The 14,667-nt window shown below is 36.7% G+C and carries 13 protein-coding genes; 5 read left to right on the top strand and 8 right to left on the bottom strand.

Going from position 1 to position 14,667, the window contains the following annotated elements; all coding sequences use genetic code 11:
- Positions 1-10: 10 nt before the first annotated feature.
- From ACFIMX_RS00190 to ACFIMX_RS00175, 4 genes are all read right to left on the bottom strand, one after another.
- Positions 11-403 carry an MliC family protein gene (locus ACFIMX_RS00190; protein WP_375633929.1) on the bottom strand — a complete coding sequence of 131 codons (393 nt, stop codon included), beginning with the start codon at positions 401-403 and terminating at the stop codon, positions 11-13.
- Between the two features lie 17 nt (positions 404-420).
- The gene (locus ACFIMX_RS00185; protein ID WP_375617422.1) at positions 421-816 is read right to left on the bottom strand and encodes an MliC family protein; all 396 of its coding nucleotides are present in this window, start codon (positions 814-816) and stop codon (positions 421-423) included.
- A 416-nt stretch (positions 817-1,232) separates the two neighbouring features.
- On the bottom strand, positions 1,233-2,366 hold the full coding sequence (gene aroB / locus ACFIMX_RS00180; protein WP_375639448.1) for a 3-dehydroquinate synthase: 1,134 nt from the start codon (positions 2,364-2,366) through the stop codon (positions 1,233-1,235).
- Positions 2,341-2,973 carry a shikimate kinase gene (locus ACFIMX_RS00175; protein ID WP_375639547.1) on the bottom strand — a complete coding sequence of 211 codons (633 nt, stop codon included), beginning with the start codon at positions 2,971-2,973 and terminating at the stop codon, positions 2,341-2,343. Before ACFIMX_RS00175 ends, aroB begins: the two co-directional genes overlap by 26 nt.
- A gap of 260 nt (positions 2,974-3,233) precedes the next feature.
- Here ACFIMX_RS00175 and ACFIMX_RS00170 point away from each other — a divergent pair, with 260 nt between their 5' ends.
- The 3 genes from ACFIMX_RS00170 to ACFIMX_RS00160 all read left to right on the top strand — a co-directional run bounded on the left by ACFIMX_RS00170 (position 3,234) and on the right by ACFIMX_RS00160 (position 5,997).
- Complete coding sequence (locus ACFIMX_RS00170; protein ID WP_375617420.1) at positions 3,234-4,172, top strand: site-specific tyrosine recombinase XerD; 939 nt, start codon at positions 3,234-3,236, stop codon at positions 4,170-4,172.
- Between the two features lie 78 nt (positions 4,173-4,250).
- Positions 4,251-5,207 carry an acetyl-CoA carboxylase carboxyltransferase subunit alpha gene (locus ACFIMX_RS00165; protein WP_375617419.1) on the top strand — a complete coding sequence of 319 codons (957 nt, stop codon included), beginning with the start codon at positions 4,251-4,253 and terminating at the stop codon, positions 5,205-5,207.
- A gap of 40 nt (positions 5,208-5,247) precedes the next feature.
- Positions 5,248-5,997 (top strand): L,D-transpeptidase family protein, encoded by a 750-nt coding sequence (locus ACFIMX_RS00160; protein ID WP_375633615.1) that lies wholly within the window; start codon positions 5,248-5,250, stop codon positions 5,995-5,997.
- 886 nt (positions 5,998-6,883) lie between these two features.
- On the opposite strand, the gene ACFIMX_RS00155 is transcribed toward ACFIMX_RS00160, so the two are convergent.
- The 3 genes from ACFIMX_RS00155 to ACFIMX_RS00145 all read right to left on the bottom strand — a co-directional run bounded on the left by ACFIMX_RS00155 (position 6,884) and on the right by ACFIMX_RS00145 (position 10,948).
- Positions 6,884-7,945 carry a CobW family GTP-binding protein gene (locus tag ACFIMX_RS00155; RefSeq protein WP_375633924.1) on the bottom strand — a complete coding sequence of 354 codons (1,062 nt, stop codon included), beginning with the start codon at positions 7,943-7,945 and terminating at the stop codon, positions 6,884-6,886.
- A 406-nt stretch (positions 7,946-8,351) separates the two neighbouring features.
- The gene (locus ACFIMX_RS00150) at positions 8,352-9,449 is read right to left on the bottom strand and encodes a D-alanyl-D-alanine carboxypeptidase family protein (protein WP_375639446.1); all 1,098 of its coding nucleotides are present in this window, start codon (positions 9,447-9,449) and stop codon (positions 8,352-8,354) included.
- 692 nt (positions 9,450-10,141) lie between these two features.
- Entirely contained in the window at positions 10,142-10,948 is an 807-nt protein-coding gene (locus ACFIMX_RS00145) for a 1-acyl-sn-glycerol-3-phosphate acyltransferase (RefSeq protein ID WP_273790137.1), read from the bottom strand.
- Positions 10,949-11,077: 129 nt separating this feature from the next.
- Here ACFIMX_RS00145 and thiD point away from each other — a divergent pair, with 129 nt between their 5' ends.
- Entirely contained in the window at positions 11,078-11,932 is an 855-nt protein-coding gene (gene thiD, locus ACFIMX_RS00140; RefSeq protein WP_375617415.1) for a bifunctional hydroxymethylpyrimidine kinase/phosphomethylpyrimidine kinase, read from the top strand.
- A 1,833-nt stretch (positions 11,933-13,765) separates the two neighbouring features.
- Here the strand turns inward: thiD and ACFIMX_RS00135 are convergent.
- Complete coding sequence (locus tag ACFIMX_RS00135) at positions 13,766-14,242, bottom strand: GNAT family N-acetyltransferase (protein WP_375639445.1); 477 nt, start codon at positions 14,240-14,242, stop codon at positions 13,766-13,768.
- A gap of 180 nt (positions 14,243-14,422) precedes the next feature.
- Here ACFIMX_RS00135 and ACFIMX_RS00130 point away from each other — a divergent pair, with 180 nt between their 5' ends.
- Positions 14,423-14,638 carry a hypothetical protein gene (locus ACFIMX_RS00130; protein ID WP_375693872.1) on the top strand — a complete coding sequence of 72 codons (216 nt, stop codon included), beginning with the start codon at positions 14,423-14,425 and terminating at the stop codon, positions 14,636-14,638.
- Positions 14,639-14,667 lie beyond the last annotated feature (29 nt).

The following is a 14,667-nucleotide window of genomic DNA, read 5'->3' as shown; positions in this document are numbered from 1 at the left end:
AGAACCTTCTTTATTCTGTGCTTTTTTCTTCTACACAGTGGATGGGCTTTTCTTCTTTTGGATCATTAATAAGATCGTAAAATATGGCTTCATTTTTAGTTATCCACCAAATGTATTGACCACCCACATATTTTCCTCCAGAAGCGGCAATTACATTAGAACCAACGATGCGCTTACCGTTCCATTTTAAATCAACAAGCGCAATATTGCCAGCATTATGATAAGTTGCCTCAACATGCTCTTTGCTTGTTCCCATGTCGCATTGATAGGAGACGGTCTCTGTTGTTGGTTCTGGATCATTTGGTACTTCAATGACTAAAGAACTTGCTAATGCATTAATTGAACCGAGAAGGAACACACTTAAAGTAATGAAAAATTGTTTAGTAAAAGAAATTTTTTTCATAATATTTCCCGTGTTATTTAAAATAATAATGTTGACTCATCTTTACATAGGATAGGTTTTTTTTCTTCTGGATCCTGAGCAAGGTCATAAAGCGTGACTTCTTTGTTCTTCTCCCACCAGATGTACTGAGCTCCTGCAAATTTTGCTCCTGTTGCCGCGATGACATTAGCAGCAATGACACGATCACCGTTCCATTTGAAATCAACCAACGAAATATTGTCAGCATTAAGATAAACTGCCTCTACGCGCTCTTTACCTGTTTCAGTATCACACTGATAGGTAATGGTCTCTGTTTTGGGCTCTGGATTGTCTGGTACTTCAATGATTAAAGAACCAGCTAAGCTATTGTTTGAGCTGAAGAGTGATAAACTTAAAGCGGTGAAAAATCCTAAAATGTGCAAAGTTTTTTTCATGATGCTTCCCTATATTCCTAATATTGTGCACAAAGAATAATTTGACTGATACGATGGTGTCTACGGCAGGATTCGAACCTGCGACCCCAGGATTCATACCACTTCGATTTTCACCGCCAGCCTTATCGGCTGTTTGTGGTCTGGACTGTCTCTTCACCTTAAAGCTTTTGCTCTTTAGGTGCTGCCCGTTCAGTCTCTACACCTTTCTCTCATTTGAAAAGAGACTTGGCTCGGGATTGGCATATAGTCGCCCATGAAGCTTTCCCCGAATTTGAGCAGATTCACTTTGAGGATTTCTCCTCAAAGTGCCCAATTTCTTTAGGAATCCTGTGCTCTATCCTACTGAGCTACGCAGACATCATCATATTTAATCTTTAATAGAAGTATAAAAACGAATCAATTATATTCAATATGAATTAACGAATTTCTGTTAATTTTTGTTCCAAAAAGGATAAAACTGCATCTGGTGAAACATTTTTTGCAATAAATGATTGGCCAAGTCCGCGTGTTAAGATGAAAGTCAAATTGTTTTGCGAAACTTTTTTATCTTGGGCAATGAGAGTCATTAAAGTTTCAGCATCTGGTAGACCCCCTGGGATATCCTTTAATTGTGTAGGCAATCCTATAAATTTGAAGTGCGCTTCAATGCGTTGTGTAAGCGTGGGGCTTATTAAATTTAATTGAGCAGAGAATTGATGAGCTAGAATCATCCCAATTGCTACGCTTTCGCCATGGATTAAACGGTTGGAGTCATAAGCGGTTGCTGTTTCAAGCATGTGTCCAAATGTATGGCCAAAATTTAAGAGTGCACGCTCTCCCGTTTCGTACTCATCGCGTGCTACAATGTCAGCTTTAAATTGGCATGAGCGAACAATGGCCTCTGTTCGCATAGGGCCATTAGAGAAAATTTTCTGCCCATTTTTTTCAAGCCACTCAAAAAAGTCAGGTTGGTTAATGAGACCGTATTTTACTATTTCTGCGTAGCCAGCGCGAAATTCGCGCGGCGGCAGGGTATCAAGAAGACACGTATCAGCAATAACGCATTGTGGTTGATAAAAAGCACCGATAAGATTTTTGCCATATTGGCTATTGATTCCAGTTTTTCCACCAACAGAGGAATCAATTTGTGCAAGAAGCGTTGTGGGCATTTGAATGAAGTTCATACCACGGCGGATTATACTTGCCGCAAATCCTGCTAGATCGCCAATGACACCACCGCCAAAAGCAATAACACAGTCGCCTCTTTCTAAACGCGCAGCAAGAATTTGATCGATGACAACTTGCAGGGTTGAAAATGATTTTGATTGTTCTCCCGCTTCTACAATAATAGGGACAGTATGAATTTTATTTTTTGTTAATTCTGCTTGCAATATCTCCAAATGAAGGGAAGCAACATTTGTATCTGTAACAAGCGCCAAGCGCGTTTGATGAGGATCTTTTTTATTAAGAGCATGTTTAATTTGTGAAGCAGCTTGTGTAATCAGACCCGGACCAATGATGATATCGTAACAGTGTTTGTCCAGTTTAACAGTGACGGTTTTGGTTTGCATGCTGGTTATCCCTATTGTTAATTTCTGTGTATAGGTAGTGCTGTACGGATCGTATAACATTTCGTGCTACGGTATGACGGCTTTCTTTATGACTGTTAATTGTTAAGTTTGCCTTTGCATAGATAGGATAACGCTGTTCCATGAGTTTTTGCATGGTTTCTTTAGGATTGGCTGTTTGAAGCAAGGGACGTGTCGGGTGCTTTGAGACACGTTGCATGAGGATATCAAGATCGACTTTTAGCCATATGGATATACCATTTTTGTGAATGGCTTTTCGGATATTTTCATTTATATAGGCACCACCACCTGTTGCTAAAACAAGGGGATTTTTTTTCATGAGGTTTAGAATAACACGCTGTTCAAGAGCACGAAATTCGGATTCACCATAAATTTCAAAGAGTTCCGTAATTGTCATTTGTGCAGCTTTTTCAATTTCTTGGTCAGAATCATAAAAAGGTAAACGGAGCATGGTGGCGACGCGTTTTCCGATCACTGATTTGCCTGCCCCCATAAGACCAACAAGGACAAGTGCTCTTTTATCAAGGGACGATAAGAGCTGATTCTTTATTTGTGTTATGGGGACGCGTTTTGGTCGATTGCTTTTCATAACTTTATTTCGGCATTTATCCATCTTAAAGTCAATTCCTGTTAATCTTTGTGAGGCATAATACGAGATAGAATATTTTTGGGTAGGTTATTGTTTTATGCCAACATTGACTAGATTTTTGATGATTCTTTTCATTTTGCTTTCTGTTCTTTTCATTATAATGGGTGCTCTTGTGGTTTGGGTTGAACCAGTAACTGTGGATATGTACATTGATGTTCCCTTGGATTCATGGAATCTTTCTACGGAAGCGAATCAATGAAATGAAAAGTGGTGCTGTGATAGATCATTTTCTTGAGATGATGAGTGCGGAGAGAGGGGCTTCGTCTCATACGCTTGCGGCTTATCAGCATGATTTGCAGTGGGCACAAGACGAATTGTCTTCACACTCTGTTTCGCTTTTTTCAGCACAAAAAGAAGATTTAATTACCCTTTTGTCGCTTATGCATACTTTTGGTTTTGCGGCATCGTCGCAAGCGCGCCGTTTATCAACTTTGCGTCAGTTTTATCAATTCCTTTATGCTGAAGGGTTGAGAGCAGATGATCCCTCTCATGATATTGATGCACCTCGTCAGAGGCGTCCTTTGCCCAGAATCATGAGTGAAGATGCAGTGATAAAATTGCTTGATTTTGCGGAGTTAGAAGTCAATCAAGCAGACTATGGGTCCAAAGGTTATTTCCGTGCACTGCGTCTTCAGCTATTGATTGAAATGCTTTATGCAACAGGGTTACGTATTAGTGAGTTGGTGAGTCTGCCGGTTCAGTCTGTTCGAAGGAAGGAATACAGCGTTTTGGTTCGTGGTAAGGGCAAAAAAGAACGAATGGTGCTGTTATCAAAAAAAGCATGCCAAGTTCTTTCACAGTGGTTAAACTTGCGTGATCAGGGAAAGGATGCTACGAGTTCTTATCTTTTTCCTGCGCATTCCGAGACAGGATATATTGCTCGTCAAGTCGTTGCACGAGAGTTGAAAAATCTCGCTAGAAGAGCAGGGATAGGAAGTGATAGCTTTTCTCCCCATGTGTTGCGTCATGCTTTTGCTAGTCATCTTTTGCAAAATGGTGCTGATTTGCGTGCCGTTCAACATTTGTTAGGTCATTCTGATATTGCTACCACTCAGATTTATACCCATGTGTTGGAAGAGGGACTTTATCGTTTAGTCAATGAGCATCATCCACTTGCCGATGAGCAAAAGGCTCGTTAAAGAAAAGGTGATGTTTTTGAAAAAGACTTTATAAAGCAAATTATAAGTGTATAAGTGACACTGAATGAGTTGATACAAATGTATAATTATCTTGATTTTGAAAAACCAGTTGCTGATCTTGATGGGAAAATTCTTGAATTAAAAAAAATTTCTCAGGAAAAAGGCAGTCTTGATATGAGTGACGAGATTGCTCGTCTTGAAACGCGTTCCCAAACAGCGTTGCGCGATATTTATAAAAAATTATCGCCGTGGCAAAAAACACAAGTCGCTCGTCATCCGGATCGTCCCCATTTTATGGACTATTCTAAACGCCTATTGAGTGATGTTACGCCTTTGGCCGGAGATCGCAAGTTTGCTGAAGATGAGGCTATTCAAGCGGGGTTTGCACGCTTTAAAGGTGAGGCCATTGCTTATATCGGTCAAGAGAAAGGTCACGATACGCAAACACGTTTGCGCTATAATTTTGGTTCTGCACGTCCAGAAGGCTATCGTAAAGCTGTACGTATTATGGAAATGGCTGACCGCTTTGGTTTGCCACTCCTCACTTTTATTGATACAGCAGGTGCTTATCCTGGGGTAAGCGCTGAAGAACGTGGGCAAGCGGAAGCAATTGCTCAATCAACAGCTACAACTTTGCGTTTGAAAGTTCCTGTGGTTTCCGTTGTTATTGGAGAAGGCGGTTCTGGAGGGGCGATAGCAATCGCGGCTGCCAACAAAGTTTATATGTTGGAGCACGCAATTTACTCTGTTATTTCACCAGAAGGAGCAGCTTCTATCTTATGGCGTGATCCAGCTCGTGCAAAAGATGCTGCAATGAATATGCGTATTACCGCTCAAGATTTGTATCGCTTAAAGATTATTGATGGCATTATTTCGGAACCTTTAGGGGGAGCACATCGTGGCAAAGAGATTGTCATTGATGCAACGGGTGATGTTATTTCAGAGGCTTTAAAAGCTATGGCTGGAAAAGATGGTCAAGTGCTTAAACAAGAGCGAAGGGAAAAATACCTTCAAATTGGTCGATCTCTAACATAGGTTATTTTTTGTGAGGGGTGTTGGATTGGAGTTTTATTCGATGACATTTAGCAGATTCCTCGCTGTGTGTGTGTTGTTTGTAATGGGACTATTGACAGCATGTGAAGGAAGATTACCAGCCTCTATTCGCGCTAAAGTTGAGCAGCCGTTGCCGCAAGAAATCAAAAATAGAATGGTTCTGTATGATATAGATCCCTATGCACCGATTATGATGCGGTTTTTTAAGGAAGAAAATCTTGCTGAAGTTTGGAAGCAATCTCGTTCAGGACCTTTTATCTTGGTTGCTCGCTATGGCATTTGCAAATGGTCTGGTAAGCTTGGACCTAAATATAAAGAAGGGGATCTTCAGACACCAGAGGGTTTTTATACTATTAGCGCAAACCAAATGAATCCTTATTCAAAATATTATCTCTCTTTTAATATAGGATTTCCTAACCTTTATGATCAGGAAAATGGTCGCACAGGAAGCAATCTTATGGTGCATGGTTCTTGCTTTTCCGCAGGTTGTTATTCTATGAGTGATAAGAACATGGCTCAGATTTATGCGTTTGCACGGGATGCTTTTAAAGGAGGACAAAGAGAGTTTCAGTTGCAGGCTTTTCCTTTCCGCATGACCGAGGATAATATGTCACGCCATAGCAAGAATCCTCATTATCAATTCTGGATTATGCTTAAGAAAGGTTATGATTTTTTTGAAAAAAATCGTCAACCTCCAACTGTTGAGGTTTATGGAAAACGTTACGTTTTTAATCGCGATATTGATAAAAATTCAGTTTCTCTAATGCAGTGAGTGGTATTGTATCCTACTGCACCGTAAACACTATCACTTAATAATGGTCATACAGGATATGCAAAAACTTGCACATAAGGTGTTTAAGTGAGTGGTCAATATTTTAAAGCGCAGAGTTTTTTCATAGAGCTTTATGTAAGTAAATCATATGAAGTGGGAAGCCAAGAGGAATTTTCTCAAAGAAGTTGGATTGTTTGCACATCGTTACTGGTATCAATCTTCGTTTTTAGTGAAGAGTAAGTTAATATAAAATATACCTCTCTTTTTATTTCTTTCAAAGAGTTTTATTCTTTTATGCTGTGAAATATTGTCTTGTCGTGCTGTTATATAAGATACATTCACATATTTTAAAATGCGATATTGCCTCTGTCTAATTTTGGTTTTTTTCTTAACAGGGATTTTGATTTCAATTAGCTTGAATAAATATAGAGTTGAGCAGAATATTTTAGAACCAAGAATTTGGCCAATCGATCTGTGAAATGAATCACATGAAGTGGTTTGCAGATGAAGCGCATTTAGAGAGAAAACAATCTATTTGCAGATTGATGGGTATTAAATTTTGTATCATAACAATTTGATTTATAATGATAATTTAGTTTTTTAAATCAAATTAGAACCCTGAATACCGTAAGCTTCTCTCATTTCAAAGCCGTTCCATGTTGAATAAATTAAAACCATTTGCTTGCACGTTACAAGCGGGGATAGCCGCGTGGGTGAAACTGTGCAAGAAAGACTAAAATGCTTTTTACAAACCGTCTCAAGTACCAAGAGCTGTTTCAACATTGGGAATTAGCAAAGTGTGTAATGGTGCCGGTTTGCTCCTTTAAAAGCATAAAGATGGTGGTGCTAATGAATTTAATGTTATATCATTGAAGGGGAGAAAAAATTAAAATTTTATTCCTGGAATGACCAGGGGATTTTCTAAGAGAGCTGTTTTGTCTGCAGTATCTATTGCTGGTTTATTAAAAAAAGCATTGAGGAGCTTTTGTATTGCGTCTTTTTCAACACCATCGGCAATGATGACGAAACGTGTTTGTTTTATTCCTTTTGGCCATGCTGGCAATCTTATGGGAGGATGAAAAAATGTTTGTACGCCATGTAATACAAGTGGGCGATAAGGGTCATCACGTAATGCGATAATTGCTTTAATACGTAATAATTTTGTACCATAACGCTCTTGTAGGAGATCTAAAAAAGCCTCAATTGTGGCGTAATCAACAGGACCCTCACAGTTTAGTGAAAAGGTACGAATGGTTTTATGGGGGCTATGATCATGTGGGGTAGTCGTAAGATTTTGTTTAAGTTTTGTATTTTCTACTTTTTCATCCCATAATGTGTTATTTATTAATAGATTTGAACAGAAATCTTTAGAATGGGCGTCAATGATTTGTGCTGTAGGATTCATTGTTTTAAGTGTGCTAAGGAGTGCATCTGAAAGCGTTTGTGGGTCTCTAAGATCTGTTTTGGTGAGAATGATTTTATCAGCAAATATTAATTGTTTATATATTTCAGGATAGCGCTCACATATGGAAAGTGGGCTTAATGTATCAAATGTTGCAAGAACAGCATTTATGGACAATGTTTGAATAAACAATGGGTGGCTTAAAAGTATTTGTAAAATAGGGGCGGGATCAGCCATCCCTGTGGTTTCAATGATAATATGATGGAGTTGTTTGATCTGTCCTGTCTGAACGCGATTTATTAAATCAATTAATGTGTCGATGAGATCACTGCGTAAATTGCAGCATAAGCAACCATTGGCAAGCTCAATAATTCCTTCTGTTGTTTTTTCAACCAGAAGGTGGTCAATACTGATTTCGCCGAATTCATTGATGATAACAGCACATTCTGTTAGAAGAGGGTCTTGTAGCATACGGTTGAGCAAAGTTGTTTTGCCAGAGCCTAAAAAACCCGTAATAAGCGTGAGAGGGATGCGCTTTATTTTCATGTTAATCATCAATCATAGTTTTGTTTTTAAAAAATATATCTCAGTATGTCTAACCAATTTATAATGATGTCCGTGAGGGATGTAATGGTTAATCCCTCATGAGATCCATTGTACCACTATCTTTACGCTTATAAAGGTAGGTGCACGTGGGTATATTATACACTTTTTAGCATCAATGTTATGATAATTCTTGGTTCTTGAAAGGACTTATAGGAAGGATTTTTATTCCTTGTTTTAATTATTTTATCTACATGTTCATCCACCTTGTGGCGCGCAAGAGACTGGTTTTATTGATTCAACAAATACAGATTTGAAATGAGAGAATCTTACAATACTTGTGGTTTTGACATAAGGTACAAAATAATTAATTATCATTATAAATCAAAGTATTATAATTAATTGTAGATTATGATTTATGGCTTTTTATAGAATGGTTTGCGTGCCTTTTATACGGAATATAGGGTTTTCTTAGTGGTTTTACTGTCATTTTAGGTGTTTGTGGCGTACGAATGAGGTGTACTGATAAAGGATGAGAAAAAGAAGGTGGAGCAGTGATAAAAGGTGAGGTGAGAATAATATTTCCTTGATCATCATATGATTTTGCATGCATTTTTATGGCTTCAGGTGTGCATGTTTGTTGTCTCATATTGTTGGCTTTTGTTATGTTGCTCCCATAAGGTTTTAATGTTGCTAGTGTTAATTGGGGGGTTCCTTGGTGCAAAAATCCTATTTCAAGAAGTTGTGCAGCTTTTTCTTCTCTTTCACTTATGTTGTTAGCACCTAGAATGACAGCAATAATTGTACGTTTATTGCGGGTGGCTGAAGCAACAAGATTAAAACCAGAGGCACAAATAAAGCCTGTTTTCATACCGTCTATCCCATAAAAACGGCCAATGAGGTTGTTTGAGTTATGTTGGATTTTTCGATTATTACCAAAATCAATGGCTGGAATAGAAAAATAATGAGCATATTGTGGAAATTCTCTACGTATTTGAACGGCTAAAAGAGCAATATCGCGTGCCGTGGAATAGTTTTGAGGATCTGGTAAACCACTTGCGTTCGCAAAATGGGTGCCAAACATGCCTAAACGTTTAGCTTCGCTATTCATTTTATGTACAAAATCTTTCTGTGAACCCGCAACAGCTTCACTCATGGCAATGGCTAAATCATTGGTAGATTTAACCATAGTGATACTTAAGGCTGTATCAAGTGTGAGTACAGAACCAGCTTTATAGCCTGAACGATATGAGGGAGCTTTTGCGGCGTATTCGCTGATGGTGATATGTTTGTTTGGTGAAACTTCTCCTCGGCTCATGGCACGAAAAATAACATAAGCGGTCATTAATTTTGTCAAGGAAGCAGGATACCAACGCTCAAAAGCTTGATTATGTTTTAAGATACGCCTCGTTGTAACATCAACAGAAATAAAAGGCTGCGCTAAAGCAACAGCGCTGGATAAACTCAAAATCACAGAAAAAAATAAATTATAGAAGAGACGTTGCATTAATTTAAATCTAGTTCCCTCTTATTCGTTATTTAGAATTGTTTTAATGTAGCACACAAAGCTTTTAAGTCTAGGATAGGGAGGAAAGATGGTTAATTGCTGTATCCGTTGTGTCTGTGGGATAAAAACCAACACTCATTTTTATTTTCCCCTTGAATTTGGTTTGATGACTTAAGTATCTCAAGAAATACTTTTTAAATAATGAAGATTGTACAAGATTTCATGTTCTTGGAGGGATTGAATTTCTCAGAAAGGAATGAATCTGCATAATCATGCATTTTTCTTGCTCTCCTGTTAGGATAGCCCTTGGCACTTGAGACGGTTCGTAAAAAGCATTTTAATCTTTTCTTGTATCGTTTTATTCACACAGATATCCCCGCTTGTAATGTGTAAGAAAATGATTCTAATTGATTCAACCTAGAATAGATTTGAAATGAGAGAATCTTACGGTATTCAGGGTTCTCATTCAAGTTGAATAACGCTAAAACATCCTTATAAGTCAATGAGATGTATGTTATTTAAATGATTTTAAAGAGAGGAAGAATTCTTTTTCAAAAAAATTTACACATTGATTGTTTCTTATCATGTACATGTGTTTTATAATTTTGAATTAGAAAGTTTGAAGTATCTTTCTTATATTTTTGTTCCCTATACTCCGCTCAATATACAAAGTTATGCATTATTCTTATCAATTAGTGCATTGTTTCATGATGATTTAGTTTTTGAAGTTTCTGAACAGCGTATGGTGGCATAGGAGGAGGGGTAGGATCTTGAGCTGCTAAGAGAAGCAGTTCATCACACGCTTTTTCAGTTTTTTGGACAAGTTGATCTAGAAAATCACGTTTGCTTAAACCCGCTTCTATCGGGGGAAGAATACGGACACGAATTGTTCCGGGATAGCGGCGAAAATTATTGCGTGGCCAATATAAACCCGCATTGTGTGCAATAGGGACAACTTGAAGTCCTAATTCATTATAGAGCGCGACAATTCCTGACTTATAATCTGGTTCTTGACCGGGTTGTCGGCGTGTTCCTTCGGGAAAAATCAAGATTTGGCGCCCTTGTTTTACTTTCTCTTTTGCTTTTTGTATAATCATTTTTAAAGCTTTGATGGGTGTTGTGCGGTTAATGGGGATAATTTGCGTTTTTGCCATATACCAGCCAAACAATGGAATCCACATCAATTCACGTTTTAAAATGAGAGTGGGATCATCAAAATAAGGAACAAGACTGAAAGTTTCCCAAGCTGATTGATGCTTTGGAGCAATGATATAGGGGCCTTTGGGAAGATTTTCTAAACCTTCAATCTCATAACTTGTGCCTGCGATGTATTTTTGCAAAAAGAGTGTAACGCGTGCCCATGTTTTAGGGACAATCCATGCCTTTTTGCGGGGCATTAAAAAATAAACGGGAGCGTAAAGAATCATTTGTATGAAAGTTGTTGTATAAAAAGCGAACGTAAAAAGAATAGAACGAAGGATAAGCACTACATTTTCCATTTTATATCTATAAGAAGACTTCATATATAATATAATTCACATGAGAAAACATCTTCTTTATGTTTTCTCAAGCATCTATTTTTTCGGTAACTCATTTTCCGATATTTAAAAACAGAAGGAAAGAGGTTAATGGAATTACAAAAAGATAAACTTTTTATTCCACGGATTTTATCTATTGCGGGAACAGATCCTTCTGGTGGCGCTGGAATGCAGGCGGATTTGAAGGTTTTTTCAGCTATGAAAACTTATGGTATGAGTGTGGTTACAGCTGTTGTTGCACAAAATACTCAGGGTGTGCGTTCTTTTCAGGCATTAGATGCTTCTTTTGTTGCAGATCAAATTGATTCTGTTTTTGAGGATATCCATGTTGATGCCGTTAAAATTGGTATGGTTGCAAATGCTCAGATTGCACAGGTTATTGCAGAACGTCTTGCTTATCATAAAGTGCGTTTCATTGTTTTTGATCCGGTTATGGTTGCAAAAAGTGGTGATGTTCTTTTAAAGTCTGATGCAATTGAAATTATGCGTGATGTTCTTGTGCCGATGTCAACTTTGATCACGCCAAATTTGCCTGAAGCTGCACTGTTATTGGGGGGTGAAGTGCAATGGTCTTTAGAGACTATGTATCAATATGCTCCACGACTCTTGGCGCTAGGGTGTCATGCAGTTTTGTTAAAAGGGGGACATTTGAATACGCTTACCAAAAATAGCACAGAAAATTACGATTGTTCTAGTCCAGATCTTTATTGTGATTGTGAAAACCTTTTTATACTTGAAGCTTCTCGTCTTTCAACCACTCATGATCATGGGACAGGGTGTACCATTTCTGCTGCCATTGCAGCTCTGTTACCTACTCAACCTTTGGATTGCGCTGTTAAACAAGCAAAAGATTATTTGCATGGCGCTTTAACTGCTTCAGATGCTTTAAAAGTAGGGAAAGGGCGAGGGCCGCTTCATCATTTTTATGCATTATGGAAAGATTAATACAACGATTGATTGTGAAAAATCTTCACTCTATGAATTTGTTTCGTCATTATATGATGTTTTGGACTTATGACTGATAAGTGTTAGCGCATTGTAGCTTAACAGTTATTTTGTATTAAGAAGGATAAGAAAAAATGTTATAATTTGCTTCTTTTATATATTTTTTACGATTAATCTATCCTGTTTCAGAGGCAATTTTGAGTATAAAAAAGAGAGCAAGGAATTGTAAAATCAGGATTTGATAGCAAAAAGAGTAGAGGGAAAGACCTTTTACAAGGCGATATTAAAGCTGGCGGATCCCGCTATATTCGCTGTTTCTTATATTGGTGGCAAAACAGGGTGAGCCAAAATCGTCATCAAAATTATTATATATCTAACATTTACATAGTTTTTGTCAGCATGGATAGGGTTTTCTAAATAGAAATTGATACTTCCTGATGGAATTATTAATGATCTTTCAGGTGATGTGGTAAATTTTTTTCCGATATTACAACCTCATTATCCTTTTTTATGGAACTGCTTTATGGAATTATTGGCATTTCATATGAGTAGCCATTCGGAGTTTCAATAGACCTGTAGCGTATGGTTTAATCTTTTCAAAATTGAATTTTTATTCTGTTGTTTAGCAGATGTTACCATTAAACATTTAAAATAGTCTGATTTTATTGTGCACTATGACGGTTTCAACACCTTATGTTACCTTATCTTGATTTGAAGTTATGTTCCTTATGTAAAATAGAATGCACTTATATTGTTAATTCACATGTCTATTTTAAAGAGATTTCTCTCAAAGTGTGTCACATCCATTTTATAATAACGTTCGTGAATGATCTAAAGCCTCTATGAAGTGTATAAAGCTATTATGCTTCCCATTTTTACCTTTTCAAGGTGAAAGGGGTACCTCCCTATACTATTTTAGCTCCCAATGTTGCGATAATCTTTGGTATTTCAGAGCGTTCAGAAGAAGAGTTTTTATTCCTTTCTTCAAGTGAATTTTATTGATGCCTCAATTTTTCCTGTTATGCGTGAGCAGATGATTGTGAGTGATTTTAATGTATAGAGATTTGAAATGAGATAATCCTATGATATTTGAGACGCTTGCTCAATATAAATAATGATAAATTATCTTTATAAATCAAGTTATTAATTTATTTTTGTGTTGAAGATTATTCTGGATAAGAATTTGTTCAAGAAAGAGGATTATCAAATAATGTCCACGCTGTTTGCACAAGTACAAGGGGAAAATTTCTTTTGTCATTTCAAATGATGTGCCAGAAATTCCAAAAACTTAATTTACTCTAAATAATAGGTGAAAACAGTTTATTTCGTTTGAAAATAATTACAATTAGCGTGAGGGATTTTTCATCATCAACTGTGACATAGAAAAAGAAACAATACACATAAAGGACCTTTAAATGATCTTTGAAAGATTTTTTAAGCTCCTTTGGTTATTTTATAAAGCGAAAATTTTTTCTATTAATTAACTAACAGACTAACCATCTAACAAATTATGATGCAACTGTCGTTTTAAATGTTTGCTTTCGAGCTCTTCATAAATATCAGTAACAGACAGTAGATTATCGATCATATAAAAAATTACATTTGTTCAACTTAGATTTGTGATAGATATCTTTATTTAAGACAAAGTAAAAATGAGAAAATTTGAGTGAGCCATTTGAAACAATTATGTTTGTAAAACTGATTTTAGCTTTTCACTATCAGTATTAAAGGCGATTGGCCAAGCTTCCTTGGTTATATCGATTGCTTGATCATATTTGAGTTCTGCTGAAAATAATAAATTCTTTTAATTGATGAGCAAAAAAGAATTCAGAGCTAAACCACTATGTGTTTATTGGAATAAATTTTAAATTCACCAAAGTTTGTAAAGCCCAATTTTTTATAAATGCTAATTCCCTCGTGAGAGGCTTGCATACCAATAACATGACATCTCTTTCTTTTTAAATGCTCAATAGCAATTTTTGTCATGAATGTCCCAATACCTTTTTTCTGAAAATCTGGCTTGGTGACAATATCATACAATCCACCAATCCCATCCGCTTTAATACAAAAACATATTGCTATAGGATTGTTATTTATATAACCAACGAACATCTCTACATCAGAGTCTTTTTTATAACAACGGCTTATTGTTTCATAAAATATAACTGCTTCTTCATTAAAAGGCTCGAAGACTGATGCCATAACATTTCCATAATCTCTAAAATCTTGAAGTGATTCAACTTCCTTGATTTTGAAGCTATCTGGCATAAAAGTAACATGTGAGTCTATATCTTGCGCTAAAGCTGCCATTCCTACCTCTGTTTCAACATGCTCTAAGCCAATAGATAAGAGAACTTCATCAACTTTATAATGAGATGAATGAGGTCCAACCCACTAAACTAAAGGTAGTTTCTGCGCATTAAAGGAAGCGATTATAGATTTTGCCTGCTCTACAGGTATAGTTTCTTGTAAATTTTAGAAGAGATAATATTGAATGTATCTGAAGCGAATGTTGAATTAATAGAAGACACGCCATTTGAAAAATCAACAACCTTCATTTTAGGGCACAATTTTGGTAAAAAACGTACTTTTGAACAAAAATTATTCTCTAATGATAAGTCAATTTTTGATTTGTTTAACATTTGTTTTTCTTGTCATTGTAGTTTGACAGTAGGTTTTGTACTAAGTGGGAAAAGGTGGGATTAGGTAGGAATACGTGGTAATTTGTTGTTTTT

Source organism: Bartonella sp. AD24XZML (genome assembly GCF_042196485.1).
Lineage (GTDB): Bacteria > Pseudomonadota > Alphaproteobacteria > Rhizobiales > Rhizobiaceae > Bartonella.
This window is presented reverse-complemented; position numbering and strand designations above follow the sequence as displayed.

What these genes read in the sequence shown, in the direction of transcription:
- ACFIMX_RS00190 (WP_375633929.1), bottom strand. Translation starts at nt 403, where the DNA reads ATGAAAAAAATTTCTTTTACTAAACAATTTTTCATTACTTTAAGTGTG.
- ACFIMX_RS00185 (WP_375617422.1), bottom strand. Translation starts at nt 816, where the DNA reads ATGAAAAAAACTTTGCACATTTTAGGATTTTTCACCGCTTTAAGTTTA.
- aroB (WP_375639448.1), bottom strand. Translation starts at nt 2,366, where the DNA reads ATGCAAACCAAAACCGTCACTGTTAAACTGGACAAACACTGTTACGAT.
- ACFIMX_RS00175 (WP_375639547.1), bottom strand. Translation starts at nt 2,973, where the DNA reads ATGAAAAGCAATCGACCAAAACGCGTCCCCATAACACAAATAAAGAAT.
- ACFIMX_RS00170 (WP_375617420.1), top strand. Translation starts at nt 3,234, where the DNA reads ATGAAAAGTGGTGCTGTGATAGATCATTTTCTTGAGATGATGAGTGCG.
- ACFIMX_RS00165 (WP_375617419.1), top strand. Translation starts at nt 4,251, where the DNA reads ATGTATAATTATCTTGATTTTGAAAAACCAGTTGCTGATCTTGATGGG.
- ACFIMX_RS00160 (WP_375633615.1), top strand. Translation starts at nt 5,248, where the DNA reads ATGACATTTAGCAGATTCCTCGCTGTGTGTGTGTTGTTTGTAATGGGA.
- ACFIMX_RS00155 (WP_375633924.1), bottom strand. Translation starts at nt 7,945, where the DNA reads ATGAAAATAAAGCGCATCCCTCTCACGCTTATTACGGGTTTTTTAGGC.
- ACFIMX_RS00150 (WP_375639446.1), bottom strand. Translation starts at nt 9,449, where the DNA reads ATGCAACGTCTCTTCTATAATTTATTTTTTTCTGTGATTTTGAGTTTA.
- ACFIMX_RS00145 (WP_273790137.1), bottom strand. Translation starts at nt 10,948, where the DNA reads ATGGAAAATGTAGTGCTTATCCTTCGTTCTATTCTTTTTACGTTCGCT.
- thiD (WP_375617415.1), top strand. Translation starts at nt 11,078, where the DNA reads ATGGAATTACAAAAAGATAAACTTTTTATTCCACGGATTTTATCTATT.
- ACFIMX_RS00135 (WP_375639445.1), bottom strand. Translation starts at nt 14,242, where the DNA reads ATGGCAGCTTTAGCGCAAGATATAGACTCACATGTTACTTTTATGCCA.